This window comes from Fodinibius saliphilus, from assembly GCF_005869845.1.
GTDB lineage: Bacteria > Bacteroidota > Rhodothermia > Balneolales > Balneolaceae > Fodinibius > Fodinibius saliphilus.
Map to the genome: position 1 here is coordinate 1,400,366 of NZ_VAWF01000001.1, position 26,579 is coordinate 1,426,944.

The window sequence follows — 26,579 nt, forward strand, 5'->3', positions numbered from 1 at the left end:
AATAAAGTGCCTTTGTTTTCGTAATTTTTTTGAAAAACGTGATCAACGATCTTGGTGCTTTGTTAGTCAGTAACTTTCTTATCAAATCGGTATTTGGGAAACACCATCCCGATCACCAGAAGAAGTAAGCCGATACCCGCCAACCACTGGTACTGGTTCTTGAAATCTGCATACTCTTGATTGGCAAACTCGCCCTGCTGTAGTTCATCAAGACGACCGAGAAAAGCATCGATCCCTGAACCTCCACTTCTAATTTCATAGTAATTACCGTCACCTTTTTCAGCAATAGAACGTAATACCTGGGATTCAAGCTTCGACGTTATCACCTTACCGCTTTCATCCCGTTTATATCCCATTAGCGAACCGGAATCATCATAGAGTGGAATAGTTCCTCCTGCATCAGAGCCAATCCCCAAGGTATATGTCGAAACATTCTGTTCTTTCAACTGCTGTAAAGCCTCATCATAGGAATCTCCGTGATTTTCGCCGTCAGAGATAATCATAAATACTTTTGCCGCCTTCGTTTTTTTATCCTCCTCTATTGAACCAAATGCTTCAGAAGCAGTCTCCATTGCGGCACTAAAATTCGTAGTAGAAGAAGGCATCTGATCGGTCTCGGCAATATTGAGAAACAGACGAAGCGCCGAATAGTCAAGGGTCATTGGTGATTGCAAGTACGCTTCTCCGGTAAAAACGATAAGCCCAACCCGGTCGCCGTTGAGGCGATCGATAAGACGGGTAATCTCATACTTAGCTTTTTCCAGTCGGCTCGGTTTTACATCCTCGGCATTCATGCTTGCTGACAAGTCCAGGGCAATAAGAAGATCTACCCCCTGTCGTTTAACTTCACGGACTTCTGTCCCTAACTTAGGCCCTGCAGCTGCGATGATTAAGAGAGCGATCCCTCCATAAATACTGGCATTACGAATCCTTTTGCCAAGCGGCCAAAAGCCAGATCGTAATTTCTCAAAAAGTTCGGATCCGAAATACTTATCTCTTTTTTCCTCAAGCTGCTTATTATACCACCAACTTGCAGCTATTAATATGGGAATAATCAACAAGAACCATAAATAGATGCCGTCCTGCCAAATCATAGATATCTGTGGTTAGGGATTTAAAATCAGACAGAGAATAATTAACTCGCAAAGATAAACCAAATTGCTCGAAAATATAATTTTTTCGTGCATAAAAGCCGGGTTATTGTAATACCGACAATACCTTCCTGGCTCATTGCCCCCAATAACGGCAATAAGCAGTAAATCAAGTTTCCCTCTCTACTGGTAGAGGGAAGCAAGTGGGGTGAACATTGGAAGAGAGCTTCAGATCCTACGCAAACCGGAAAATCGCTGTTCATTTGTAATGACACTGCTTTTTCTAGTTTTTTAAAATCCGGGGACTAGCCAAAAGCGTGAGAAATCGTTGTTTGCTTAGCAACCCGGTATTACGAATTCTGTGTGGAAACCGAAGCAAATACAGAATTCTTAGCCGGTCAATTTTTTGGTTCTTCCAACTTTGCTGGTCCGACTACTGGCGGATCGTCATTAAAAAAATGAACAGACAAACGATAAGAGAAAAGACGAAAATCTAGCGTCTACTTAGCCCCCTCTTTATTCATAAAAGTAAATTCCCAAACATGCCCTATTCTACCCACCCCGCCTCATACCTCGGCACCCCTCCCGAGAGGGGACTTTTTCTTGTTCTTTAGATGCTACGCGAACAAACAAAAGGAGATCCTAAAACAAGTTCAGGATGATAGGGGGTTGGTTTTTAAAAAATGGGGGGGCTGGGGCGAATCGTGGGAAACATGTCGGAAAAGCAACTACCGAGACAAGGCAACCCGCTGAACAACTATTTTAAAAAGTATAAAATCTATGATTCCCTCAGCAGTTTTTTCGTTCTTCCGTCTTTGCCGGTCCGTCTATCGGCGGATGCTGAAAAAATGGACATGAGTAAATGTGGTGCGAATTTCCTTTTCGCCTTTTGGCTTGATCCAAAAGGCTCGTAAAAAATCAAGACTACGAATTGAGAACCAGCTTCGACCTGCAGCAAGCGTATATCTTGATGGTCCTTGAACTTTTAAAAGCTATTCCCAGAATCATCACCGGTACAAAATACACAACCGCCCGCTTTGGTCTCCGCTCCCAATTCTAATGTCGTTTTGGGCCCCCTGTGTAGAAGAGGTGGTTTTAAATCGGGGGTCCGGGGCGAAAGCTTGGGAAAGTTGTTTTACAATATTGGCTAATGAGGGAGAGCAATTCCTGCTATTCGGCTACAGAAAGATCAACATCTAGCTTTCCCCCGGTACTTTTTTGGTTCGTTTTTTGGTAACAAAAAATGAACAGACAAACGATAAGAGAAAAGACGAAAATCTAGCGTCTACTTAGCCCCCTCTTTATTCATAAAAGTAAATTCCCAAACATGCCCTATTCTACCCACCCCACCTCATACCTCGGCACCCCTCCCGAGAGGGGACTTTTTCTTGTTCTTTAGATGCTACGCGAACAAACAAAAATAGATCCTTCGACTCCCCTAAGCTGCGCTCAGGATGACATTGCTTTTTAAAGTTTTAGCCGGAGATCCCGGACCGTGAATAGCCGGTTTTCTGTCAGCCGTCCACAGACAACACCCAGCAATTAGCCCTCACCTTTAACAAGCACCAGCACAATATCCATCAAATTGTTCCCCGTAGGCCCTGTCTTTAATAGCGTATTCATCCGCTTATGAAAATGATATGAATCGTTATTCACTAAAAACGATTCAGGGTTCATTCCCTTCTCACGAGCCAAAGAAATTGTTTTTCCACTCACAACAGCCCCCGCCGCATCCGTAGGTCCATCAATACCATCAGTACCGGCCGATAGCCAAGAGAGCCCTTCCCAGCCGTCAATTTCCAAAGCACCATAAAGTGCCAACTCCTGGTTCCGTCCCCCCTTTCCCTCGCCCTTCACCGACACCGTACTCTCCCCATAAAAAACAAACAGCCTTTTGCTTGCTGTACTCCTGTTTTTAGAGACCTCCCCCGCAACCATTTTGGCAACCTTTTTGACATCCATATTATACGGTTCATCAGCAATATACACCTCCAAACCCTCTTCCCCTGCTATCGTACCTATCTCCTTAGCAAAATGGTTCGCCGAACTGATCACATACGAGTCATGCCCTTTGAAGAATTCCGAATCCCGCTTCAACGTCTCCGGCACCTTCCCCGCAATTCCCCGTAAAATATAATCAGAAACCGTATCGGGAATCTTCTCCCACAAACCATGCTCTTTTAGCACCCTATCCGCATCTTCAAACGTAGTAGGATCCGCCACCGTAGGACCGCTCCCAATAATGGCCAACTCATTACCCGGCACATCAGAAATAACCAGGTCAACAACCGTAACAGAAGGATTGAGATAGCTCAAAAGCTGCCCCCCTTTGATTTGTGAACAATGCTTCCGCACTGTATTTATTTCGCTGATTGTAGCACCAGAACTGTTTAGCAGCTCAAAAGTAGTATTAAGATCACCGATAGCAATCTCCCCGGCAGGCAAACACATCAGCGATGAAGTCCCCCCGGAAATAAGCGTTACCACCAAGGCGTTCTCGGGAAGCCCCCTCATAAATTCAACAGCTTGCCTCCCCGCTTTCAAACTACTGTTTTTTGGGGTGGGATGCGCAGCACCTATTACGGTATCAGCACTGCATTCAGGGATATTGCCATGTGCCGGGTAGATTAGGAAACCTCTATCAATCCGTTCACCTAACACCTCATCTGCTGCCATGTACATTGGAACGGCCGCCTTTCCCACCGCAAATAGGTAAATGGGTCGATCACCAAGATCGTACTCCTTAGCCGAGATCTTCAATCTCCTCCGCTCCAACACCAGTGCCTCAGCTACCGCATTTTCAGGCGAACATACCTCCAGCCCCTTAAGAAAAAGCTCTTTTAAATAAGATTCAGCACCCATCATATAACCGTCTAGTCATAAAGTTGATAACACCAATGATAGAAGATTCCCGAAAACAATACCAAAGTGAAATCAAGTATCTCTCGTAGAGGTGAATTATCCTCACTTTTAGATCCTACGCGAACCTGTTCAAGGAGATTCCTCTACTTCACTAGGCTCCGCTCGGAATGACTGCTTTTTTATAGCTTTTAAATTGGGGGCTGGGGCGAAAGCTTGGGAAAGCATTGCTTATTTACCTCCTGCAAAACGAATTCTGTGTGGAGGCCATAGGATGAGGAGGATAATTCTATACCGGTATATTCCTTTGTTGCTACTACTTAAGGAAAAGTACCATTAGAACTATCCCATCAGAAGGCCGAAACCGGTTTCAGAATTCTTAGGCGGTGACTTTTTTGGTTACTTTTTTCGTCACTGAAAAACAGTAACAAAACAAACAGCACCTTTTTCTTTCCGCCTTTTGTCTTGATACAAAAGGCTCGTAAAAGATCAAGACTGCGAATTGCAGGACAGCTCCGGCCGGCAGCAGACGCATATTTTGATGGTCCTTGGACTAACAAAAACTACTTTACTGTTAATCACCGGTACAAAATACCCAACCGCCTGCCTTGTCCTCCGCTCGCAATTCTAATGTCGTTTTATGGTACCCTATTCAAACAACAATGGTTTTAAAACCGGGGATTGATTTTAAAAAATGGGGGTCCGGGGTGTTGAATAACCCGTCCTCCGTCTCCCGTCCCCGGTCAACAACCACCCAACATTCAACATTTAACCTTCAACACTCAACATTTCCATACCCTTAATTACGTCGTATTTGAAATATCGTATTACTCACGATCGCCGCCATCGACACAATAGCTGATAAAATACCAATACGCTCCTGCGTCGTCAGTTCTCGTTTCTGCTGTTTCTTCGGCACATATATCGTAGCACCGGGACGCACTTTCGGGTAGTTTTGGAAAAACAGAATCTTCCGGGCACGATCTACCTCCCCATTGGCATACACCACATAGGCATCCTTCGGTTTCCCGAGATCCGTAGCACCACCGGCCGCACGCAGATACTCCTTAACCGACATATTATCTCGATACCGAACACTTATCGGATATAACACTTCGCCCGAAACCTGTACCGTTTGCAGCTCTTTAGGGATCTCCAGCACATCACCGGGACGCAAAATAAGATCCTGATCAGAACCCGGATTCTCAAGGATCTCTTTTAGATTGATCCCCACCTTGGTTGTGTTTCGCTGAAGTTCACTGCCTCTCGATAATGAGTCCGGAATATTAATCTCCGTGGTATCGATACGCTGCTCTAATCTTCGCGTCAAGTTAGCCCCCCGTGGATATGCATACTGGCTCAATCCCCCCGCACGCTGCAGCAGATCAGAAATACGCATATACTTCTGATCCAGCGTATACTGACCCGGGAACAACACCTCGCCCTCAACTTTGACCTCTTGCTGTTCAAAGTAAGAAGGCGAATTACGTACAAACACTTTATCAAAAGGCTTTAGTGTAAAGTCTGACGCTTTGTCTCCAAGTTCCAGGTTTTCATCCACACGAAAACGAAAAATCTCTGCCGTTTCCCGCGGTACAAAGGTAGAATCTCCCCCGGTAATACGTCGCGATACCTCAATGCGATAAGGGGCAGCCGACTCCTTGAACCCATCAGACTGCAGGATAATATCTTCCAGAGTCATATTTTCGGCATACCGGTAGTTGCCCGGTTCTTGAACCGCTCCCACAATATCGACACGGTAATCATCGTGCAGATCAAAGATGGAAGAGATCTGTACCATATCGTTACGCTTGAGCATAATGTCATGTTCTTCGGGATTGGCAATAATATCCCGTACGCTAAAAGGAATGGCTTCTGTCGTTAAATCTCCCTGCTCACGGTAGATCAGTCCCCTGTTCATAAATACATCTTCACGAACGCCCTCCGCGCGTTGAATCAGCGAATAGAGGCTGGTGGAATCTTTCAGCTCATACTCCCCGGGACGAAATACCGCCCCTTCAATCGTCACGCGATTCGCATAACGATCAAGCACTTTACCTACGAATACGCTGTCACCGTTTTGTATGTTAAACCCTTTTTCTTCGGGATATTGAATATCATTAATACGCTTCTGCGTGGACGTATTTCCATACACTTTAATACGCTTGGTATAGGCTCCGTTGGCAAAACCGCCGGCAAAGGCAACCAGATCCTCTACCGTCTCATTTTCTTTCAGTTCAAACAGACCGGTACGTTTGGTTTTACCGCTTACCGCAACCCGGGATATATAGGGATCAATCTTCAAAATATCTTGATCACGCAGGCGGATATTATCCTCCTGGTTACCATATACCAGGAAATCATACATATCAAAGGTCGCGGCCGTGCTGTCTCCCCGCAACACTTCAATCTCCCTGAAGGTCCCCGTAGAATCGGGTCCCCCTGCAGAATAAAGGGCATTAAAAACGGTAGCCAGCGATGGTAATGTATAGGTACCCGGCTTCCGTACTTCTCCCAGCACCGTCACATTGATGCTGCGAATATTCCCCAACGAAATACGGGCATGGGTATCGGTGGCGGCATCTTCATCGGCCTTTAATCCAGAATAGATGCGACTTAAGCTGGATCGCAAGCGATCGCGCGCTTTCTCAATACTAAGACCATTCACGTAAATGGGACCCAGATTGGCGATGGTGATAGTACCCTCGGGAGATACCGTTTTGCGATAGGTCTGCTCGGCCGCTCCCCAGATATCGATCACCAGCTCATCACCCGGACCCAACTGGTAATTCTCGGGAGTTGGAATATTCAGTGAGGGCGTGAAATTAATCTCTTTACCGCGAAACAAGTTGGCCCCGAAAATGCGACTTCTGGCTCTGTCGGCCCGCTGCTTCTGGAGCTGAAAGAGTCCGGTAGTATCCGTGGTTACCGAACGCAGCTGTCCGGTTTCCTGTGCCTTTCCCTGACCGTTGCCGCTCTGCATGCGCACTTCGCGGAGGCGCCGTACAAAGGCACTCACCTGCGAACGGGACATCCCGCGGGCCAGCGCCAGCTGCTCCAGCTGGGAAATAGAGTATCCTCGATCCTGGGCCCGCTCCCATAACCGTTTAATCTGCTGGTCAGAAAGTTCAGAGGCCTTTAAGTTCTTGAAATCAATAGAACCAATATCCTGTGCAACGGTATTGGCTACCAAGATAAATAGTAGTGAAAATATGACTGCTGCTGTACTGAATAGCTGTTTTTTAATCGCCATCTGCTAAATAATGATCTATTTGAATAATTAGGCTCATCCCATCTCTCGGTCGAGAGTAGACTCGGTTACAATCGATGACAAAGGTAACAAATATCAGCTAAAAATTACACTGCGTTTTTGTTGTTTGGGTTTTTGGTATTCGGTATTGGTTATTTGTTATTGGCTATTTATCCGGATGTTTAACTTTAAAGGATCAAAGCGCATCGTTTTGAAGAGTCTGGATTATATTGCTCTTAAAAATGGGTTCACAACGGGGGCTGGGGCGAAAGCTTGAGAAAGCATTGCTTGTTTATCCCACCGGCATAACGAATTCTGTGTGGAGGCTGAAAGATGAATAGGATAATTCTATACCGGTTCTTTAATAATTCAATACAATTCCCCTATGAGAAGGACCATTAGAATTATCCCATCCGAAGGCCGAAGCCTGGTACAGAATTCTCTGCCGGCGACGTTTTTGGGTTCCGTTTTTGCCTCGCTCCAAAAATGGAACAAACAAGATCATTGATACTATTTCTTTCCGCCTTTTGTCTTGATACAAAAGGCTCGTAAAAGATCAAGACTGCGAATTGCAGGACAGCTCTGGCCGGCAGCAGGCGCGTATTTTGATGGTCCTTGGCACTCATAAATTATTTCAACGGTCATCACCGGTACAAAATACCCAACCGCCTGTTTTGCCCTCCGCACGCAATTCTAATGTCGTTTTAAGGTACCCTATTCGGACAAAAATGGTTTTAAAACCGGGGTCTGGGACGAATCGCGGGAAAAGTGTTTTAGCACAAGAACTAATGAGGAATAGCAATCCCTTATTTAAAACTAAAAACAGATCAAAATATACGATTCCTCCAGCAGTTTTTTCGTCTATTTTTTGCTGCCAAAAAATGGACACACTCTTTAATAATAATCCACTTTGTGCTTTCTCGCCTATTGGTGTATCACGTTCTACAGAAAGCTTCCAGTTCTGCTGGTCCGACAATCGGCGGATCGTCATTGAAAAACAGTAACAAAACAGTTATTAACTATCTACAGAACCCACCCCGCCTCGTACCTCGGCACCCCTCCGATGGAGGGGACTTTTTCTTGTTCTTTAGATTCTACGCGAACTTATTCCAGGAGATTCCTCGACTTCGCTAAACTCCGTTCGAAATGACTGTTTCTTTATAGTTTATAAATTGGGCTTCGGGGCGTGGAATAACCGGTCCCCCATTTACCACAGTTGGCCAAACTTCATTCAACATTCAACCCTTAAACTTTCCTTAATTTTATAATCAGATTTTGAAAAAAATAGACAAAAAATAAAAAGGCACACCCTTTCGGATATGCCTTAAAATATCATCAACCCAAAACCTTAAACAGCAATCCTGTCTATCTCCTCAATTTCTTCCTGCTCACTAACAGGCTCAGTCTCAATATCAGCTTCTTCCTTTGCAACCGTCAAATCAGTGGTGTTATTATGATCAAATTCGATACCCCACTTTTCACTACGATAAGCCAGCCAGTCGAACCCAAACATCATAGAAATAACTCTTCGTTTCAGGCCATTAGTAGGGAAAACAAATAAACTGGCGAATACTACAGAACCCAAGAGTAGGTTTACATTCATCCCCAGCAGGGCTAAAAGACCGGTAACCGCAACCAGGGAGATACTCTTGGCATAGAGTAAGAGTGAAGCATTTTTATGAGAGAATCCCATTCTCAACAGCTCATGATGCACATGGTCTTGCCCCGGTTGAAAGATCGAATTTTTTCTTCGAACTCTGCGTAAAACCACCCGTAAGGTATCATATAAAGGAAAACCTAAAATTGCTGCCGGTAAAATCGGGGAAGCATTACCAAAAATAGCAGCAAAACCAGGTTCACCGCTTAATCCTATAAACTCAATCGCTTGTATTGACAAAAGGAATCCCAAAATCATGGAACCGGTATCCCCCATAAAAATAGAGGCGGGACTGAAATTATGATACAAAAAGCCGGCTAAAGCCCCACTCAGGCAGAAAGAAAATACTGCCATCGGCAGATGCCCGGTATACCAAAATACGATGCCGAATAACAATGAAGCTATAGTTCCAATCCCTCCGGCTAATCCATCAATACCGTCAATTAGATTAACGGCATTAATTACTACAATAATAGTAAAAAAGGTAACGGGAACAGCTGCCCAATAGGGTATCTCAGCTAATCCAAAAACACCATAGAAATTTGAAATAAGTATATCTCCCCCAAATATAACCAAAGCGGCAGCCGAAAGTTGTGCTATCAATTTTTTCCGTGCAGATAGAACAACCAAATCATCCTTTAAACCTACAAAAAACAGAATCAGTAAAGCTGCCACCAGGTATGAAAAGCCCTCCATACCTGCAGAGAGCGGGCTTAGAGCAAACGTTAACAGAAAAGAAAAAAATATAGCTATGCCACCCAGTGTAGGAATCGCTTCTGAATGCAATTTTCGATCGTGATCGGGATGGTCAAAAAGATGCTTTTTTTCGGCCGCCCTGATAATTACCGGAATGGCAAAATATGAGACCAAACAGGCAAATAAAAAAGCAACTCCTATTGCCATACCCTCGTTCAACAGTAACAATTGTTCCATATGATATTATTTAAGCTGGCATATCTCTACTTGACCATTTGCCAAAAAAAGTAAGACATTTATGGAACGAATACAATTTTTATTCAAAAACCGGAATTTTATGGCTAAGCCTTCCAGATATGAATTTCATTTTGAGGTTCTATCCCCTTCATCGCATGACGTGAATCTATAATACAATTACTCCACTTTCCTAACTCATGGTAATTAATATCGGAGTGATCGGTTGAAATAATAACAGCATCAAAGGCTGAAATATTTTCTTTTGACCAGCCAACGCTTTTTACACCCGTCCACTCTGCATGTTCCCGGGTCGGTTTAATTTCGGGAATATGAGGATCGTAGTACGACACCTCTGCCCCATATTCTTTCAACAGATCCATAATCTTAAAGGTCGGAGATTCCCGCATATCATCAACATCCGGCTTATAAGCCAAGCCAAGAACCAAAACATTACTTCCATTCATCGCTTTCTTATGAGCATTCAAAGCTTTAAGTGTTTGGTCCACCACATATTGAGGCATAGCAGTGTTAATCTCACCGGCTAACTCAATAAAGCGCGTATTCTGCTCGTACTCCCGTGCTTTCCAAGTTAGGTAAAAAGGATCAATTGGTATACAATGCCCGCCCAGACCCGGACCGGGAACAAACTTCATAAATCCAAAGGGCTTGGTATCAGCTGCATCCAATACCTCATGCACATCAATATCCATATCACTGAATATAACCTTCAACTCATTCACAAGAGCAATATTTACTGCTCTAAACACATTTTCTGTAATCTTTACGGCTTCTGCTGTTTTAGTATCTGATACCGGTACTGTTTCAACGATTGACGTATTATAGAGCGCACATGCCAGCTCAATGGCCTCTTCTCCATGACCTCCCACCACTTTGGGAATTTTTGAGGTATTAAAATCTACATTTCCCGGGTCTTCTCTTTCCGGGCTGTAAGCTACATAAAAATCCTTACCGGCCGTAAGACCTGACTTGGACTCCAGAATAGGAATAATCAGTTCCTCTGTGGTACCGGGATAGGTTGTGGATTCTAAAATGACCAGCTGGCCTTCTCTCAAATGTTCACCCACGGTCAAACACGTTTTTTCCACGTACTGCATATCCGGTTCCCGGTGATGATCTAAAGGAGTAGGCACACATAACATGAGAGCATCCGCATCAGGAATACGACTGAAGTCTGTAGTCGCATCAGCCTTTTCACTATCAGCCAGCTTTTGCATCATATCCTTTCCAAGATGCTTGATATAGGGTTTACCCTGCTCAATGCAGTCAATTTTATCGGTATCAATATCAAAGCCCAACACCGGCATGTCGTTGCTATGGAAGGTCCACATCAGGGGAAGTCCCACATATCCGAGTCCCACAATACCGACCGTGTAGTCTCGTGTTTCTATTTTTCCCAGTAGCTCTTGCAAACGATCTGTTTTAACTTCTTCTTGCTGAATGGTATCAGGTGTGTCTGTAGTCATTATAAGAAAAGATGATTATTAGTTTCGATGCTGAAGATAGGGAAGTTTAAAGAAAGTGTACATTAAAGATCAAAAATATTTTTTTGCCCTTTTGGTTAATCAAAGATCATATCATTATGTAACCTTCTATCTTACTCTTTCTCTGTATCGTAGAAGTCGTGAAGCGATCTGTTATTGTTCATTTTTTCAATCAAGAAAAAACGAACCAAAAAATTGACCGTCTGTAAATTGTGATTCAGCTCAATCTACAGGAAGCGTTCATTTTGATGATCCTTCCAAATATCAAGCCAGTTAATAAGGTTGTCACCGGTACAAAATGCACAACCGCTTCCTTCGTTTTCGCTCACAATTATTAGGACGGTTTACATTTTGACACCTTCACGGGTTTCAACTGGGCATAAGAATTATGTACTGTAGCCAAGGGATATTGAATATGCATTTTGTACCACTCCCTGATGTTGATCATTTCTCATAAAACAAGGGCCATTAAAAAGCATCTACCCTGCTAGCCATAGCTTATTTTTAATTCTACAATTAGCCCTTTCCTTCAATCACCCTCATTCCCTCTTCTTCAAGAGGGACATTAATTTTTTTGCCAACTTTACGGGTTTTATACCGGGGTCTGGGGCGAATCACGGGAAGCATGTTCTTAGCATAAGTACTAACGCTGAAGAACTATCCCAGTGCTGAAAACTTTAATAAGAACAAAATCTACGATTCCCCCAGCAGTTTTTTCGTCTATTTTTTGCTGACAAAAAATGGACATCGCCATTATTGCAGCTAATCATATTTTAGTTAGAAGCTTCCAAAATAGCTTTCACAATTCGCTTCGCCGTATTCCCATCCCAATAGAGCGGCTTAGGCAGCTCCTTATTCCCAGCTACCCCATTCTGCAGATGTTTCTCAATATGATCCAAAATCACCTCCGGATCGGTACCTACCAGCGTATTCGTGCCCTCGGTAATGGTAATAGGACGCTCGGTATTTTCGCGGGCCGTCAGGCAAGGAACGCCCAGCGCTGTTGTCTCTTCCTGAATACCGCCGGAATCAGTCACCACCAACCGGGCATTACTCATTAAGTTTACATTATCCAGGTAACCCACCGGCTCAAGCAGGTGCAAGTCATCAATGGACTGCAGTCGCTCCCAAAGGCCAAACTTCTCAGCATTGTTTTTTGAGCGCGGGTGCACCGGCCAGACCATCGGCAGTTCTTGTGAGGTCTCCTCTAAGATATCCACAAAGTTGCTTAATGTTTCTTCCTGATCTACATTTGAGGGACGGTGCAGGGTAACCAGCACATACTCTTTCTCCCTAATACCCAAATTTCCAAGGATGGTTGATTCATCAGACCGCTTACGCATGTTAAAGAGCGTGTCTATCATAATGTTGCCCACAAAGCGAATCTTTTCTTCCCCAATGCCTTCCTTGATCAGATTCATATTGCCATCGATAGAGGGCGTCAGCAAAAGATCGGCAATACTATCGGTAAGCACGCGGTTGATCTCCTCCGGCATATCACGATCATAGCTCCGCAAACCAGCTTCGACGTGGGCAACTTTTATTCCCATTTTATTGGCAACAATGGTACACGCCATGGTGGGATTTACATCCCCGACCACAACCACCCAGTCGGGCTGCTCATCCTGTAATACTTTTTCAAACTCGGTCATCACTTTGGCTGTTTGCTCGGCATGACTGCCACTGCCAACGCCCAAATGGAAGTCCGGTTTGGGAATGCCCAGTTCGTCAAAGAATATTTTAGACATTTCGTAGTCATAATGCTGACCGGTATGTAGCAGTTTCGCTTCTATCTCTTGATGATTTTTATACTCTTCTAGCAGCGGTGCCACTTTCATAAAGTTTGGTCTAGCGCTGGCTACGTTAATAATTTTCATTAATTAATATTCTTTTAAAGCTTATTGGTAACTAATTTATAAAAAAAGGTTATGAGACTGGTCTGTCTGAAAATCCTTCTCGGTTCTTTAAAAAGTCGATAAGACCATTCAAGTCCCATTTTCCTAAGTATTTTAGGAGCTCTTTCTTTCCTCCCCGAATAAATATCAAAACTCCCACCTAATCCCATGTATAAAGCAGGATGTTTTCGTTTCATTTTCTCCATTACAAATTCTTGCTTAGGACTCCCCATAGCTACAAAAACAATGTCAGGCTCTTTAGTATTAATATCCTCTATCAGTTTCTCTTGTTCCTGACTATCCATGTATCCATTGCAATACCCCACAATATCAATGCCTCGGTACTCTTCTTTTAGCCGGTCAACCGTTTGCTCTATTACCTCTGGTTTACCTCCAACCAAGTAAAACGTTTTATCATTGTAGTGTCTCTGGATGATATCAAGCCAAAATTCTGCCCCGGGTATTTTCTCAGAATTATGCCCTTTCCGTTTTAAAGCCCAAACAGCCCCAATTCCATCTGGATAACCAATATTGTTATTTACTAATACTTTTAGTTCACGATCTTCCTTTACCAACTTTTCAGCATTAAGGGCTACCAGAATATTACCGAAGTTCCCATTTTCTAGATGATCTAAAAAATGGTCTTTGCTATCAAAAGGGTAGATTTTATATCCATTCAATAATACTTCTTCAACCATCCACATATTCATTTTTTAGATAATATGATAAAGCACAGAACATCCACGCCTGACTCCATCTCATGTAGGGTATCTTATTTTTGAACAATCTCTTAATCTGATAATAAAAATATCCATCCTCATCCTGCATATTTTCAATAGTCCAATTGCAAACTCGTTCGCCTAATTCTTTATGTTCCTCAAATCGTTCTGTTTTGACCAAAGTAATAAGAAACTGGGCCGGTGAATGTATATCAACCGGATATACCTCATTATGATAATACTTTGGTGTCCCATCTTCTAAGAAGAAATTTTCCAAATAATATTGAAATCCCTTTTTTAAATTATCCTCAAAAGATCTATCTTCCGTATATTTCTGATAATCACACAATGCCTCTAGATTAAAACCGGTGTGAAAACTATCAATCCAATCTTGAATAGGCAATTCCCCGTAATACCACGAACCATCTTCATTTTGGGCATTACAGCAAGCCATCACTGATTGTTTTGCTGCGTGTTTATAAGTTTCTTCGTTGGTTATAGAATAAACTCTTGCTAACAGCTTACTGCCCAATAGTGAGGCATTATATACGGTATTATTTCCAAACTTTGGAGCATAAGAAAATAAAAATCCTTGTTTCTTTTCGGTTCTGCTTAAATCATTGATAACAAACTCTGCCGAAGTTACAGCAGTATTCTTAATTTTCTCTTTATCCAAAATGGAATAGGCATCTAACAAACCATAAGTTGCAAAAGTAGTGGCCACTACATTGGGCGTTTCGGCGGGAAAGTACAATCCACCACGAGCCTGCCAATCAAAATTATATCCCCAGCAAGATCCAGAATAACCTTCAGACTGTAACTGTATTAACAGATTAGCAAGGTGATTTATCTTCTCTATTATTTCATCTTGTGTGCCAAACCTTACATTCCCGTATAATGCAATTTGGTATAAGTTGCAATAACCTGTCAAAAAAAGCCCTAACCCTTTGGGATTGTATTCTTTAGGCACATTTACTAATGGACGAAGATTGATGGGATTACGTTTAAAAAACTGTATCCATGCCAGACGAGCGAACTTGGATTTTTTTAACGGCGTAGCCTGAAATATTTTTGAGTTTAACCCATCATAAGGATCCCATCCTTTAAATTCTTCATTTTCACAGTAATTTTTAACTTTTTTGAAAGAACTAATAACATCCATACTTATCTAAAAAATATTACCTACTACAAATAGGCTATATTTTTACTTTGCCTTATTTGCTTTTAAAATTTTTTCTATTCCTCTTATTAAACCATGAGTTTTTATATTGAAATTTAATAAATTAATCCCATCGTAAATTTCCCAATACTTTTCTGTAAGTCTACCAGGAATTTTTTCGGATATATTTTTATTCTCATTTTTGTAATACTCCTTTAAGATAGGATGACAATATTCTTCAATTTCTTGAATTTCTTGAGGTGATAGCTGGTCCAAATATTTTTTTGAATTTGAAGCCTTTATGCTAGCTCTCTTAGCAGATCCTAAATTTTCAATTGAATTCTCAAGTTGAACTAAACCACTTTGGAAATGGACACCTAAAAAAAGACAAACTTTTTCTAGAGTTTCTTCAGGTTTTGAAATTAGATCTTCATACCTAATTTCCATTATTCGATCCTCATTTTCTAAATCTATTATATTTCTTACCCTTTTTTTCCAGCGGTAAGCGGCACGGTATTTGTTCTTACCCCAAGCTTTTTCCATAGATAATACATAATCGCGAGGATCTCTTACAATATGGACAAACTTGGCAGATTTATAACATTGCAACAATAGTTCAATGTGATTGATATAGTTAGGAGACTTATCACCTAAAATAGAAGCGCTTATACCTCTTTGACTTGCTAACTCATTAAACAAATAGTCGATAAACTCTTTAATGTTTACCCTATCTACTTTTAGTGCTTCGAAATTAAAATCATGCCTTTTTTCGTAATAAAAAAAGAATAATGATTTTTTTATCTCAGAAATAACATCAATAACCTGCGATTCTGAAAGAATTTGAGACCCATATTTATTTAAAAGTTTGGGAATGAAAAGAGTTTCTACTTCAGGTATAAAAATATCATGATGATTATTTAGTAACCCTCTCAACAACTTGGTACCACTTCTAGGCATTCCTATTATAAATAAATCTAATGATTTATTACCCACTACTTAAACCTTTGTACAATTTAACATATTCGTTTGAAACTACATCCCAAGAAAGGTTATTACGAACTAAGTTTGTAATAACCTCTTTTTGATGTTTATAATTAGTCTTGTCTTTGACTTTTATAACTGTTCTTATCTTTTCTTTCAATTCATTGCAATCATGCTCTTTATAGTCATATTCTATCAACCAATCATTCAATTTATTATCCAAATCTAAATACTCTTTAAACTCTTTTAATACAGCAGCATATCCAATGACTGGTGTTCCTACAGATAGTGCTTCTAAATACACTAGACCAAAACTTTCACTCTTGCTTGGAACTACTAGTGCTCTACTTTTTCCTATTAAATCAATTACCTCTTTATTCCTAAGTATACCATGATATTGGATTTGACTATTCTTTACATTTTCAACTTCCTTCTTAAATTCCCCATCTCCTATTATCTTAAGATCCAGCGATGATTTGTCTAAAAGGCTAAAGCTATTTATTAGTTCAAAAATTCCTTTTCTGTTAATCAATGATCCTACAAAACAAATAAAGTTTTCATTTTTCGTACGGCTTATGTTTTTCAACTTATCCAATTCAATACCATTATATATAACATCATCTTTACAACTCCATTTTATTCCTAAATCTCTACCTTGCCTTCTAACTGATTTTGATACATGAGTCAGATGATCTATGCAATCCATTTGTGCATTTATCATCAACTTCTCTTGGTCAATTTTCTGTTTTGACTCTTCCATTATGATTGAATGATAACTATGTATAGTAGCAACTATTTTTGTTCTAATACCCAATAGTTTGGCAGCTCTTGGTATTTCATTAATAACATGATGTACATGAATAATATCATAGTCTACCTTTTTCCTTATATAAGATAAAAAATATATAGAGTACAACAGTTTTATACCCTGTTTTATAGATATTCTTTTAAAGACTGGGAGATTAGCGAGCAAATTCCATATAGTTACAAATAAAGCCCTAATAGATATACCAATTCCATATATTTCTATCCCCTCTCTTTTTTGATATCCTTTAAAATATCTCCCAGTAGCAGCAATAGAAACATTCTTATTTCTACGCATTAAACTTTTTGCCAAATTCCAGACCACAATTGCCACACCACCAGAATCATTACTACCTAATTCTGTAGGTATAGGACCAATCAAAAGAATTTTTTCTCTCATATTTCTACTACTAATATTTTACCTCTTTAATCTTAGCCAAATTAAAAAATAAACTAGTATAATTATATTATTTACCTGTGCACTAACTAAAGCATGACCAGCAATTACTCCATGGAGTAAGTAAAAAGAAAGGCCAATCACTAGCACTAAGTCTTGCAAAGATCTTTTTATCAAAAAGTGTTTAAATATTTTCCAGAGAAAGAATAGAGGTATTCCAAATGCGGTAAGACAAAAAAGCATACCAAACTTTCCGTAAATGTCAATCAAATCACTTTCTATAATTAAGAAGTTCCTTTGTGAACCAAATAAGTGTTCAGTTAATGAAAAGTTTTGAATTTGTTCAATACCAAAAGCATAATTTCTAAATCCAAAATTACCACTTGCTAATTCGGTAATTCGACTTAGAGTATAAGTCAACCCAAGGTCTTGTAAATATTGAACTATATACCAAACTGCTCCTATAAATAGTGCAGTAATTAAAAAAATACCTGCTTTGAAACTTGCACTCTTTACCTCTTTTGCAAAGATACTATATCCCATTATTACTATAAAACTTACAGGTATACCTATAAAAAGCGCTTTCGTATTAATAAGAAAAGCAGAAAATAAAAAAAGAAGTGATATAACAATTAACTTTGATACTTTGAAACTTTGAAAGCTAATGTTGTAATAAAGAAAAAAACAAAACGCTATTAATAAGATTAGTCCAGTATCATTTGCTGCCCCATATAAACCAGAAGAAGTGTATAGTTGATGAGAGTAACTTTGGATTCCTAATCCTACATAAGTAAAGAAAATAATACCAATAATCACTATAACCCCATAATAATACCCTAAAGTCCATATTTCATTTGTATGGAAATATCTTTTGTATTTATGAATATAAATAAGACCACCTAATCCAAGATATGGGTAAACTACCTTTAACAAACCGCTAATTTTTGAGATTAAGCTAGTTTGTAATCCTGCAGACAAGCCCAAAAAAACTGCACTTAAAACACAAAGCATACCAAGATAAAGGGGGATCAGTGAACTTGATTTGCTTTTTAAACACCAAAGCAAGAAAACAGGTAAGACCACACCTCCTCGAAAAAGAACCCCAGGTGTTAAAGCACTATAATTCAAAAACTCTGTAAAATATCCCGTACCTAAATCAACAACTGATCCAGCTAAGATAAGTATATATGTAAATATTAAGTAAAGTCTTGCCTTATTTTCCTTCACAAAAAATTAGCATTTTTTTCTTTTTATACCTGTTGTATAGAGTGGATAATTATTTACTTCGAATGAGAAATATCTGGATTTAAATATTTAAGATATTTCTTCTCTTATTATTGTCGGATGTTCTTCTTTCTGAATTTCCTTAAATTTATATTCATTAAAATTTGGTTTTTCATATTGTCTATCTCCGAGTTCGTAAGCCTCAGCTAATCTCCCAGATCTATCAAATTTATAATGAAAATAATTTCCTAAATGATATGAATTAGTGTTCTCTTCATAAATCTTTTTCTTTAACCCTTCAAAAAAAACTATTCTTCTAGTAGGTATAAAAAACGTATCTTCTAAAATTCTATGAGGCATATTGCTACGCTTCCTATGTTCATAGTCTTCAGTATACCTGCTAAATGATTCAAAAAATGTTAGTTCATTGGCTGTCAATAAATTATATTCTTCATATTTATCAATATTGTTGAAATTCTCAATCATATTATCACTATAAAATTGATCACAATCATAAGTAGTCACCCAATTACCAACCTTCCATAAACCAGACACCGTAGCCATATAATTAAAGGTTAACGCCTGATTAACCCTGTAGTTTGAATATTGGTACAAACTCAACAATATATACCAATATGGATAAATGAACTTATTAAAATGCTCATCATTACTTAAAATTTTCAACAAGGTTTGTGGATATTTTAAAAAACTCACCCTTATTGGATCTACTAATTTATAATTTTCATTTTGCCTCACCTCTTGTTTTATCCTTTGATAAGTACCATCCGTACTATGTTTTGGTTTATCCATATCAAAACAACCATCACATAAAATTGCCTCATCCGGATTTAGTTTTTTTAATTGTTTTAAGGATAAATCAATCCATTCTTTTTCGTTCCAAAAACAGGCAAAAACTATTAGCTTACTCATTCGTAACTTTATACTTTTTTAAAAATAAATACTAAAAGAAAGGGTTAATAAACTTCAAACATCTTAAAATTGAATAACTAAATGTATCTTGGGCTAACTTTCATATACACATTTTTCAAACTCTTTCTGGGGATTTCCTTTAATGCTGAACCTAAAACACTCCTTAAACCTACTTCATTTAGATAAATCTTATATCTCTTTAACCAGTTTGCCCAATTCTTTTTTAAATCATTGAACACTTTTTGTTTACCAGGATATTCATTTTCAAATATCTGATATAGTGTTTCTTTGTCATTACTATAAAGATCTGGAGATGCTTCATTTCTAATTACATAATCAGCCCCAAATAATATAATTCCACGTATTACATCTCTCTTAATGTAATATTGATGCCAAATATTAGAAAGAAGTTTGAACTGCATTCTTGAACTTAAAAAGCTAAAACCAACTCTATCAGTTTGCAAAAGCTTTAAAGCTCTATGATAACCAAATCTAAAAGCTTGATTCTTAGATGGATTAGGGCTATGTACAACCAAAGGTGCGGGTTCATTATGAGTATAAAATTTTTTCCCGGGGACTTTAGGACTTGGATCAACAAACAAATTCTCATCGTTTTTAGTCCAAGTGGCACGATTACTAAAGATGTGCAATCCATCAATTATTGAATTAGAAGCCCAATCTTTTACCCCCAGTAATGCATGATCTAAATGTTTATAATTTTGGAAAGTACCAACAATCTTGGATAGTGACTGTTCACTCATAAAAACCATGTCAGCATCAAGCTTTACAAACAGATCGTAATTTTCTGCCTCGTCCATAAACTTTCTATAAAGCGTTTCATGGGCTTTTTTATTGGGTAGATTTTTATAAACAACATGATCCCAATTTGTAAAAACCTGATCTTGCAGGGAATCTTTACACTGTCTAAATTCATTTTCACCAGAAAATAATGTCCCTACTAACACTCTCATATCAGTCAATTTCCTAACTGTTTTAATAGGTTCTTAATTTCAATTCGGGGTAGGGCCATTAAGTTCGGTCTTCTTTTTATAAGTCTCTTTTTGGTGGTAAAGCCATACTTAAATCCAGAAAGCCTAGCCAAATTCCTTACGACAAAGTTATTTGCACCATAGGGATAAGAAAAGTGGTAAATCTTGTGACCCAGTTTTTCCTCAATTCTTTTTTTTGATTTGCGCATCTCATAATAGACCGTCCACATTGATTGTTCTGTTAATACTGGATGAGTGATAGTATGTGCTCCAATCGTTATTAAAGGGTTTTCATCAAGCCTAACAATCTCATCCCAGGATAGAAATCTTTCTGTTTGACAGGATCTTCTTTTGTAATTGTTTAGTTCTGCCAACTCATTCATGAACCTTTCTTTTTCCTCAAAAGTACTTTTCTTTAGAGGTTCACGTAACCGGTTATATACTTGTACTTTACGCTCCTCATTTTTTAATGACACTTCAGAAATGTCTCTTAATCTAAGACTATCAAACTTTTCAATTGCTTGGGCCAACTCAATTTCATAAGGATACGCCTCTCTATCAATGAAACCAGTTGTAATAAATATAATTGCTTTTGCATTATATTTCTCTAGCAGTGGTAAAGCCTCTAGGTTATTTCTATAGCCATCATCAAAGGTTATAAGTTTCCCTTTATCATTTTCGATATCAAAATTATTTACAGTATTTTGATAATCAGACCTGTGTTTTAAATATTTTTCTAACTCTTGAGAAGTAACACTATATAACTTTTGCGGACCCAAAAAAATATCCAAATCATTTATTATATGATGGAACATAGAAACTTCTATCATTACACATTCTTTTAACGGCTGTTGCTCATTTTCGCCAATGAACAAGATCCCAACCAATTAACTTTTCTAAGCGTTGAATTTCTGGCTCAATCATCTCGAGTAGTTCAGAACGTAATTCAGGTGAAATACCTTTTTCATATTCATCTTTATCCTTTAAAATTTTTCCCAGATATGGTGTCTGCTCTAATTTTCTAGCAACAATATCTAAATTCAATTTGCGTAATCCCCCACCAATAAAAGAATCTCTTAAACTAGTCTTTAAATGTAGCCATCCTTGGTTTATAGGTGTCTGTTTACCAGAAGCTATATTAACCTTTTTGTCCAAGAAACTTGGTTTAAAGTTTTTATCAACTTCTAAAAAAGAAAGTATGGACTTTAAATAATTTTCTGGGTCTTTTTTAAGATCTCGAAAATCTAAAAAAAGAAATTGATCCTCATTAAAATATTGAAGGTATCTTTCAATATGTTCTGCGTATAGCCCCGGTTCAATCCAAGAGGAATACAAGTCATAATTTTCTAATACTTCACTGAATTCAAAAGCAATTTTTTGCTTTTTTTTCTCATGCCAATAATGAGAAAAAGCGCGATCAATTGGATGCCGCAAACAAACAATAAACTTCGCTTTAGGATAATCATCAGCTATTCGACGAGGTGCCCAAGGTGATCTAATGTAGGATGGAGTAGGGTCTATTACTATTTTTTTTGAATTTTGTTTTTGAAAAAATGAAGCATACCACTCTTTGCCATTATTAAAATACATATCATAATAATGAATAGAATCATTATTAGGTACTAAAACCTCATTATGTTCTTTTAAACATTTATAAACCCATGTTGTGGCAGATTTCTGAGGACCTATATGAAAAACATCAATTTCCATTTTGGAATGTTAAATATTTATTAAAATTACTGATTAACCTTCTTAGAAAATCTCTCTCTGAGTATAACAAAGAAACAAGAATTAATAATAATACAGAAGTTGTAATAACAATATTGAAAATCATAAAACCCCTAAACAACAAAATAACTACTGCAAAAAAAGTATGTATTGTTAAACTTATAGAATAAGTTTTAACTCCATCTTTATATAGGATAAGAAAAGAAGTTATTATATTGGTAACCCCAAAAGATACCAACATTGCAACTGCTGCCCCATCTGACCCTAAAATAGGAATGAGCCAATAATTTAATCCAATGTTAATGATAAGAACTAATATAGTTGTATAAAGAGTTAAGTTTGAATAACCAGCGATATTAAGATACCCCCCTGACATTCCAAAACTTGTTGTCAAAAGGTATGTGGAACACAAAATCATCAAAGTCGAGTATGAATTCCCATATTCACCAAATAATTCTAATATTTGATATCCGAATAATGTAAAGACAATTGCTCCACAAAATGAGCAAGATAATGTCAAAATTCTACTATAGTGATACTCCTCATGAATTGATGCAAAATCTTGATTGCTCAAGAAATTACCTATTCTGGGTGTTAAAATTTTATTATTAATACCGTGTGCTAAATATAGGATAAATGCTAACTTCGAAGCTATTACGTATTCAGCAACTTGTGTACTAGTAGCAAGAATACCCATCATTAAAATATCCGCATACTTAACTGTTTTGCTAATACCAGTAGTAATAGCTAATTGCCCAGCATATTTAAAATCCCAAAGTGTTAAAACAGACCCTTTATTAACTCTAAAGAGATTTAAAGGAGTCATTATATATCGAACAGTTAATGGCAAAAATTCACTAAGCAAAATAGCTCCAACAACTACATAAATATTGGGCCAAATCAGCCAGCAAATACATAAAAAACATACTTTCGCAATGGCCGGAAGCATTTCATAGTATAATATTGATTCAGCAATGAGCTGTCGAGCTCTAAACCACGCATCATAAATACCATGCAGAGCTTTAAGCGGAATTAATAAAGTCAACCCAACTATCCAAAAGCTATTTTCTAAGCCGCTCCATATAAATGCTACGCCAACCACGATCAAACTAACCAAACTACTAGACATGAGGCTATATTTTAGCAGCTTCCCTGCTAAACTCTCTCCCTCCAAACTTTCGGGTGGTGCATCAATCCTTGAAAGACGATACATAGCAATATGTTGAAAGCCTGCTGATCCTAAAATCAGCAAAATACTTATCAGAGAAAAGGCGAATTCATAATTCCCATATGCTTCCTTTGTAAGTACCTGATTAAGAATCCAAACACTAACAAAAGCTGAAACTTTTGTTACAATTGTAGAAATAAAGGCTGTACTTGACGAGCGGAAGTAGATCCTAAATTTACTCACTTAAGTACCTATGACAATCTTATATTTTCCTCTTTGTATAATTTGTACCACTTAACGAAATTATACAGCCCGTTATGTAAATCATAACTTGGTCTATAGTCAAGCATTTGCTCGGCCTTTGAAATATCTGCCCATGTCTGTCTTACATCACCAGGAACTTCCGGAGCATGGGTTTTATCCGCTTCAATACCAGAGGCCTCCTCAAGGGCTTCTACCAACTCCAAGAGCTGTATCGTTCGATTATTGCCCAAGTTGATAATTTCATACATGCTATCATCATAAGAAATAGCAGCCATCACCCCATCTATAATATCATCAATATAGGTATAATCACGCCGGCTGCTGCCATCACCATAAAGCGTAATCTGCTCTCCATCACTCATCAGCCGTAGAAATTTATGGATCGCTAAGTCCGGCCGCTGCCGAGGACCATACACCGTAAAAAAGCGAAGGGCCAAAAATCGCATATCATAGAGTTCGCTATAGACATGCCCCATCAACTCCCCACTTACTTTCGTGCTGGCATACGGGCTAATAGGCTTTAGCACGTGATCATCCTCCGACCACGGCACATTTTCATTGGTACCATATACACTACTGGAAGACGCAAACACAAACTGTTTGACGTCCCGCTCCTTGGCAAATTCCAGCATGTTTTGCGTCCCCATCACGTTTACTTCCTGGAACCCCACCGGGTCTTTTACCGAGGGGCGTACCCCCGCCTTCGCTGCCAAGTGTACAATCACATCTATATCTTCAGTAATTTTTTCACGAAGCGCATCAAGATTTCGGATATCTTCTTCCACCAGCCAGTAGTTCTCGTGTTTCCGGTGCTCGCGAATGTTGTTTTCTTTGATGGTGCGATCGTAGTAGGGATCAAAGTTATCTACACAGATTACATTGTCACCCTGCTCAATTAGCCTATCGACCAAATGAGAACCAATAAAGCCTGCTCCGCCTGTGACGAGGACAGTTTTTGATGAATGATTTGTATCAGTGCTTGACAAAATTTGTTTTATCTAATTTCCAATTCCGGTTTTTAAACATCCCTCCTCGCCTTCGGGGGTACCCCCTTCGTAGGGAGAGTTACAGATCCTGAAACAAAACCCGTCCCGACACATCGGGGGTCAGGATAACACTTTATTAAAAACTTTAGACTTAAAGCGTTCTACTTAATACTTACGACTCTAACCGCACTTGCTCATGCTTCCACCAATTTTCAATCAGTACCCAACCCAGACTTACAATCCCCCCCAGCATTCCGGATACAATCAAAATAAGAAGACCTGAAGTATTATCATTTAACGGAACGCTCACCGGCTGCAATACCGAAAGCACCGGCGTTTCCTCTTGCAGGTCTAATTTCGCCTGCTCCTGTCGTTGTGAAAGAGAATTGTAAAGATTGAACGTCAGGTCATATTGTGATTGCAATTCCTGCTCGCGGCTCTGTGCCTTGGCTGTCGCCAGGTTCAGGTTGCTGTCACGAAATTCCGCCAAACGTTGCTGCGCCTCTTCAAAACGCTTGCGGGCTTCCTCTACCTGCTCCTGTACAAACTGTAGATTCTGTCGCGCTTTCTGGGTTCGGTATTCTTTCACTTGCTCCTTAAGCAAAGTAATAGCAACACGACCGATTTCTGCGGCAGCCTGTGGATCGGGAAATTCCGAGGTTAGTGTTAAAATACCCGTTTCCTGGTCCACTGATATGGATAATCGTTCCCGCAGCGTTTTTACCGTTTCCATCTGCTCTCTATTCAGTCTTAATACTGAATCGCGATCCACTTTTTTTGGCAACGGGTTTATATCCTGTTCTTCCGACTTAAAAAGCCCGATAATCTGTCCGGGCAAGCCTATGGTAAACTGCTTGACATATCCTAATATCGAAGGAGAATGAATATTCGTAAAAAAGTCATACACCGTAGCTGTCGTATCATACCTAGAAAAGTGGACTTCCGTATTCATCAGCTCCACCTGGTAGGGCAGGCTCTGTACGATATTCGGATAGAGCTGCGGGGGGATCGTTCCTTCTTGTCCCCCGCTCAATTGACTACCGCTGATTCCCAGCATACCCCCGTACTGCTGCAACAAACCGCTTGCCCCGCTTTGGGCAGATTGCATTTCCGGCATCATCGTAGCAGAGGTGGAGTATTCTTTGGGGCTGAATAGGGCGATGAAAAGTCCCAGCACCAAAAAAGCCCCGGTAATTTTTATAATTTTCATACGGGCATCCCAGAAGGTCTGTGCCAGTTCTATGAGGTCAATTTCATCTTCTTCAATGGGCTGATAGCCGTATTCGGGCGGCTGTCCGTAATAGCCTTGGGGTGATGGATTGTGAGACTGTTGCCCTTTCTGGGGCTTGGGGTCGTGATGATCGTTATGTGGCTTATCTTTGCTCAGCTTTGTTCTGTATTAGTAATTTGTATTCTAATTTCTGATCAATAAAACGTTATTCGATTGTATTCAGGATTAAGGTTGAGGTTTAGGTTGAGAAAACCCTCAGCCTTAACCTTAATCTAAACCTTAACTTTAACACTTAACCTGAGCCTTAATACTCAGTTCAAGCTCTTCATGATCTTGTTCAATTGGTGAATTAAATCATCATATTCTTCAATCAGCTTATCAACTATTTGTTCATCAAAATATTTTACTTTCCCGCCATACAGCAGATGACTTTGTGTTTCGAAGGCCGAACCGCGAGCGACAATATAAAAATTTCGCTTATCTTTTTTAGTTTTTCTTCCAAAAGCTTCGGATATATTTGATGAAATACTATTTGCCGATCGTCTTATCTGCGAGATTAATCCGTAGTCTTCAGATCGAGGCAACGATTTTGTTAATTCAAAAACCTGAAAGGACAATTCGATAGCCTTCTTCCATACTTCCATACTTCCATATCACGAAAGCTCTTAACCATTTTCTAAGGATTAAGGTTGAGATTGAGGTTGAGAGGCTTTCTTAACCTAAACCCCCAACCTAAACACTAAAAATCATCTTTGTTGGTTACTTCATAAACTAAACGAACCAGCTCTCTGGCCAGCTTCCAAATTTTTAAA

At 39.2% G+C, this 26,579-nt stretch carries 21 protein-coding genes; 1 reads left to right on the top strand and 20 read right to left on the bottom strand.

Going from position 1 to position 26,579, the window contains the following annotated elements:
• Positions 1–62: 62 nt before the first annotated feature.
• Complete coding sequence (locus FCN14_RS05900; RefSeq protein ID WP_138430241.1) at positions 63–1,094, bottom strand: vWA domain-containing protein; 1,032 nt, start codon at positions 1,092–1,094, stop codon at positions 63–65.
• Positions 1,095–1,804: 710 nt separating this feature from the next.
• On the opposite strand from FCN14_RS05900, the gene FCN14_RS05905 reads away from it, so the two are divergent.
• On the top strand, positions 1,805–2,005 hold the full coding sequence (locus tag FCN14_RS05905) for a hypothetical protein (RefSeq protein WP_138430243.1): 201 nt from the start codon (positions 1,805–1,807) through the stop codon (positions 2,003–2,005).
• Between the two features lie 628 nt (positions 2,006–2,633).
• Here FCN14_RS05905 and FCN14_RS05910 read toward each other — a convergent pair.
• The 19 genes from FCN14_RS05910 to FCN14_RS06000 form a co-directional block, all read right to left on the bottom strand.
• On the bottom strand, positions 2,634–3,956 hold the full coding sequence (locus FCN14_RS05910) for a glycerate kinase type-2 family protein (protein ID WP_138430244.1): 1,323 nt from the start codon (positions 3,954–3,956) through the stop codon (positions 2,634–2,636).
• A gap of 793 nt (positions 3,957–4,749) precedes the next feature.
• Entirely contained in the window at positions 4,750–7,203 is a 2,454-nt protein-coding gene (locus FCN14_RS05915) for an SLBB domain-containing protein (protein ID WP_138430246.1), read from the bottom strand.
• A 631-nt stretch (positions 7,204–7,834) separates the two neighbouring features.
• Positions 7,835–8,191 carry a hypothetical protein gene (locus FCN14_RS05920; RefSeq protein ID WP_138430248.1) on the bottom strand — a complete coding sequence of 119 codons (357 nt, stop codon included), beginning with the start codon at positions 8,189–8,191 and terminating at the stop codon, positions 7,835–7,837.
• 357 nt (positions 8,192–8,548) lie between these two features.
• On the bottom strand, positions 8,549–9,790 hold the full coding sequence (locus FCN14_RS05925; protein ID WP_138430249.1) for an MraY family glycosyltransferase: 1,242 nt from the start codon (positions 9,788–9,790) through the stop codon (positions 8,549–8,551).
• A gap of 104 nt (positions 9,791–9,894) precedes the next feature.
• Positions 9,895–11,274, bottom strand: coding sequence for a nucleotide sugar dehydrogenase (locus FCN14_RS05930; protein ID WP_138430250.1), 1,380 nt, complete (start codon positions 11,272–11,274; stop codon positions 9,895–9,897).
• A 791-nt stretch (positions 11,275–12,065) separates the two neighbouring features.
• Positions 12,066–13,169 carry a non-hydrolyzing UDP-N-acetylglucosamine 2-epimerase gene (wecB, locus tag FCN14_RS05935; protein WP_138430252.1) on the bottom strand — a complete coding sequence of 368 codons (1,104 nt, stop codon included), beginning with the start codon at positions 13,167–13,169 and terminating at the stop codon, positions 12,066–12,068.
• A gap of 14 nt (positions 13,170–13,183) precedes the next feature.
• Positions 13,184–13,885, bottom strand: a complete 702-nt coding sequence (locus FCN14_RS05940) for a WecB/TagA/CpsF family glycosyltransferase (RefSeq protein ID WP_138430254.1) — start codon at positions 13,883–13,885, stop codon at positions 13,184–13,186.
• Entirely contained in the window at positions 13,878–15,068 is a 1,191-nt protein-coding gene (locus FCN14_RS05945) for a delta-aminolevulinic acid dehydratase (protein ID WP_138430256.1), read from the bottom strand. The genes FCN14_RS05940 and FCN14_RS05945 overlap by 8 nt, the downstream gene beginning before the upstream one ends.
• 42 nt (positions 15,069–15,110) lie before the next feature.
• Positions 15,111–16,058, bottom strand: a complete 948-nt coding sequence (locus FCN14_RS05950; protein ID WP_138430257.1) for a sulfotransferase family protein — start codon at positions 16,056–16,058, stop codon at positions 15,111–15,113.
• Entirely contained in the window at positions 16,051–17,250 is a 1,200-nt protein-coding gene (locus FCN14_RS05955) for a glycosyltransferase family 4 protein (RefSeq protein ID WP_138430259.1), read from the bottom strand. The genes FCN14_RS05950 and FCN14_RS05955 overlap by 8 nt, the downstream gene beginning before the upstream one ends.
• An 18-nt stretch (positions 17,251–17,268) precedes the next feature.
• On the bottom strand, positions 17,269–18,474 hold the full coding sequence (locus FCN14_RS05960; RefSeq protein ID WP_138430261.1) for an O-antigen ligase family protein: 1,206 nt from the start codon (positions 18,472–18,474) through the stop codon (positions 17,269–17,271).
• A gap of 87 nt (positions 18,475–18,561) precedes the next feature.
• Complete coding sequence (locus FCN14_RS05965) at positions 18,562–19,401, bottom strand: hypothetical protein (RefSeq protein WP_138430262.1); 840 nt, start codon at positions 19,399–19,401, stop codon at positions 18,562–18,564.
• 77 nt (positions 19,402–19,478) lie between these two features.
• On the bottom strand, positions 19,479–20,381 hold the full coding sequence (locus tag FCN14_RS05970) for a hypothetical protein (protein ID WP_138430264.1): 903 nt from the start codon (positions 20,379–20,381) through the stop codon (positions 19,479–19,481).
• Entirely contained in the window at positions 20,378–21,265 is an 888-nt protein-coding gene (locus FCN14_RS05975; protein WP_138430266.1) for a polysaccharide deacetylase family protein, read from the bottom strand. Before FCN14_RS05975 ends, FCN14_RS05970 begins: the two co-directional genes overlap by 4 nt.
• Positions 21,246–22,100, bottom strand: a complete 855-nt coding sequence (locus tag FCN14_RS05980; RefSeq protein WP_138430267.1) for a sulfotransferase family protein — start codon at positions 22,098–22,100, stop codon at positions 21,246–21,248. Before FCN14_RS05980 ends, FCN14_RS05975 begins: the two co-directional genes overlap by 20 nt.
• Complete coding sequence (locus FCN14_RS05985; protein ID WP_138430269.1) at positions 22,090–23,529, bottom strand: MATE family efflux transporter; 1,440 nt, start codon at positions 23,527–23,529, stop codon at positions 22,090–22,092. The genes FCN14_RS05980 and FCN14_RS05985 overlap by 11 nt, the downstream gene beginning before the upstream one ends.
• An 8-nt stretch (positions 23,530–23,537) precedes the next feature.
• On the bottom strand, positions 23,538–24,536 hold the full coding sequence (locus FCN14_RS05990; protein ID WP_138430270.1) for a GDP-mannose 4,6-dehydratase: 999 nt from the start codon (positions 24,534–24,536) through the stop codon (positions 23,538–23,540).
• 172 nt (positions 24,537–24,708) lie between these two features.
• Positions 24,709–25,923 (bottom strand): Wzz/FepE/Etk N-terminal domain-containing protein, encoded by a 1,215-nt coding sequence (locus FCN14_RS05995; RefSeq protein WP_138430272.1) that lies wholly within the window; start codon positions 25,921–25,923, stop codon positions 24,709–24,711.
• A gap of 155 nt (positions 25,924–26,078) precedes the next feature.
• Positions 26,079–26,411: a four helix bundle protein gene (locus FCN14_RS06000; protein ID WP_138430274.1), complete on the bottom strand. Its 333-nt coding sequence runs from the start codon at positions 26,409–26,411 to the stop codon at positions 26,079–26,081.
• Between the last annotated feature and the right edge of the window lie 168 nt (positions 26,412–26,579).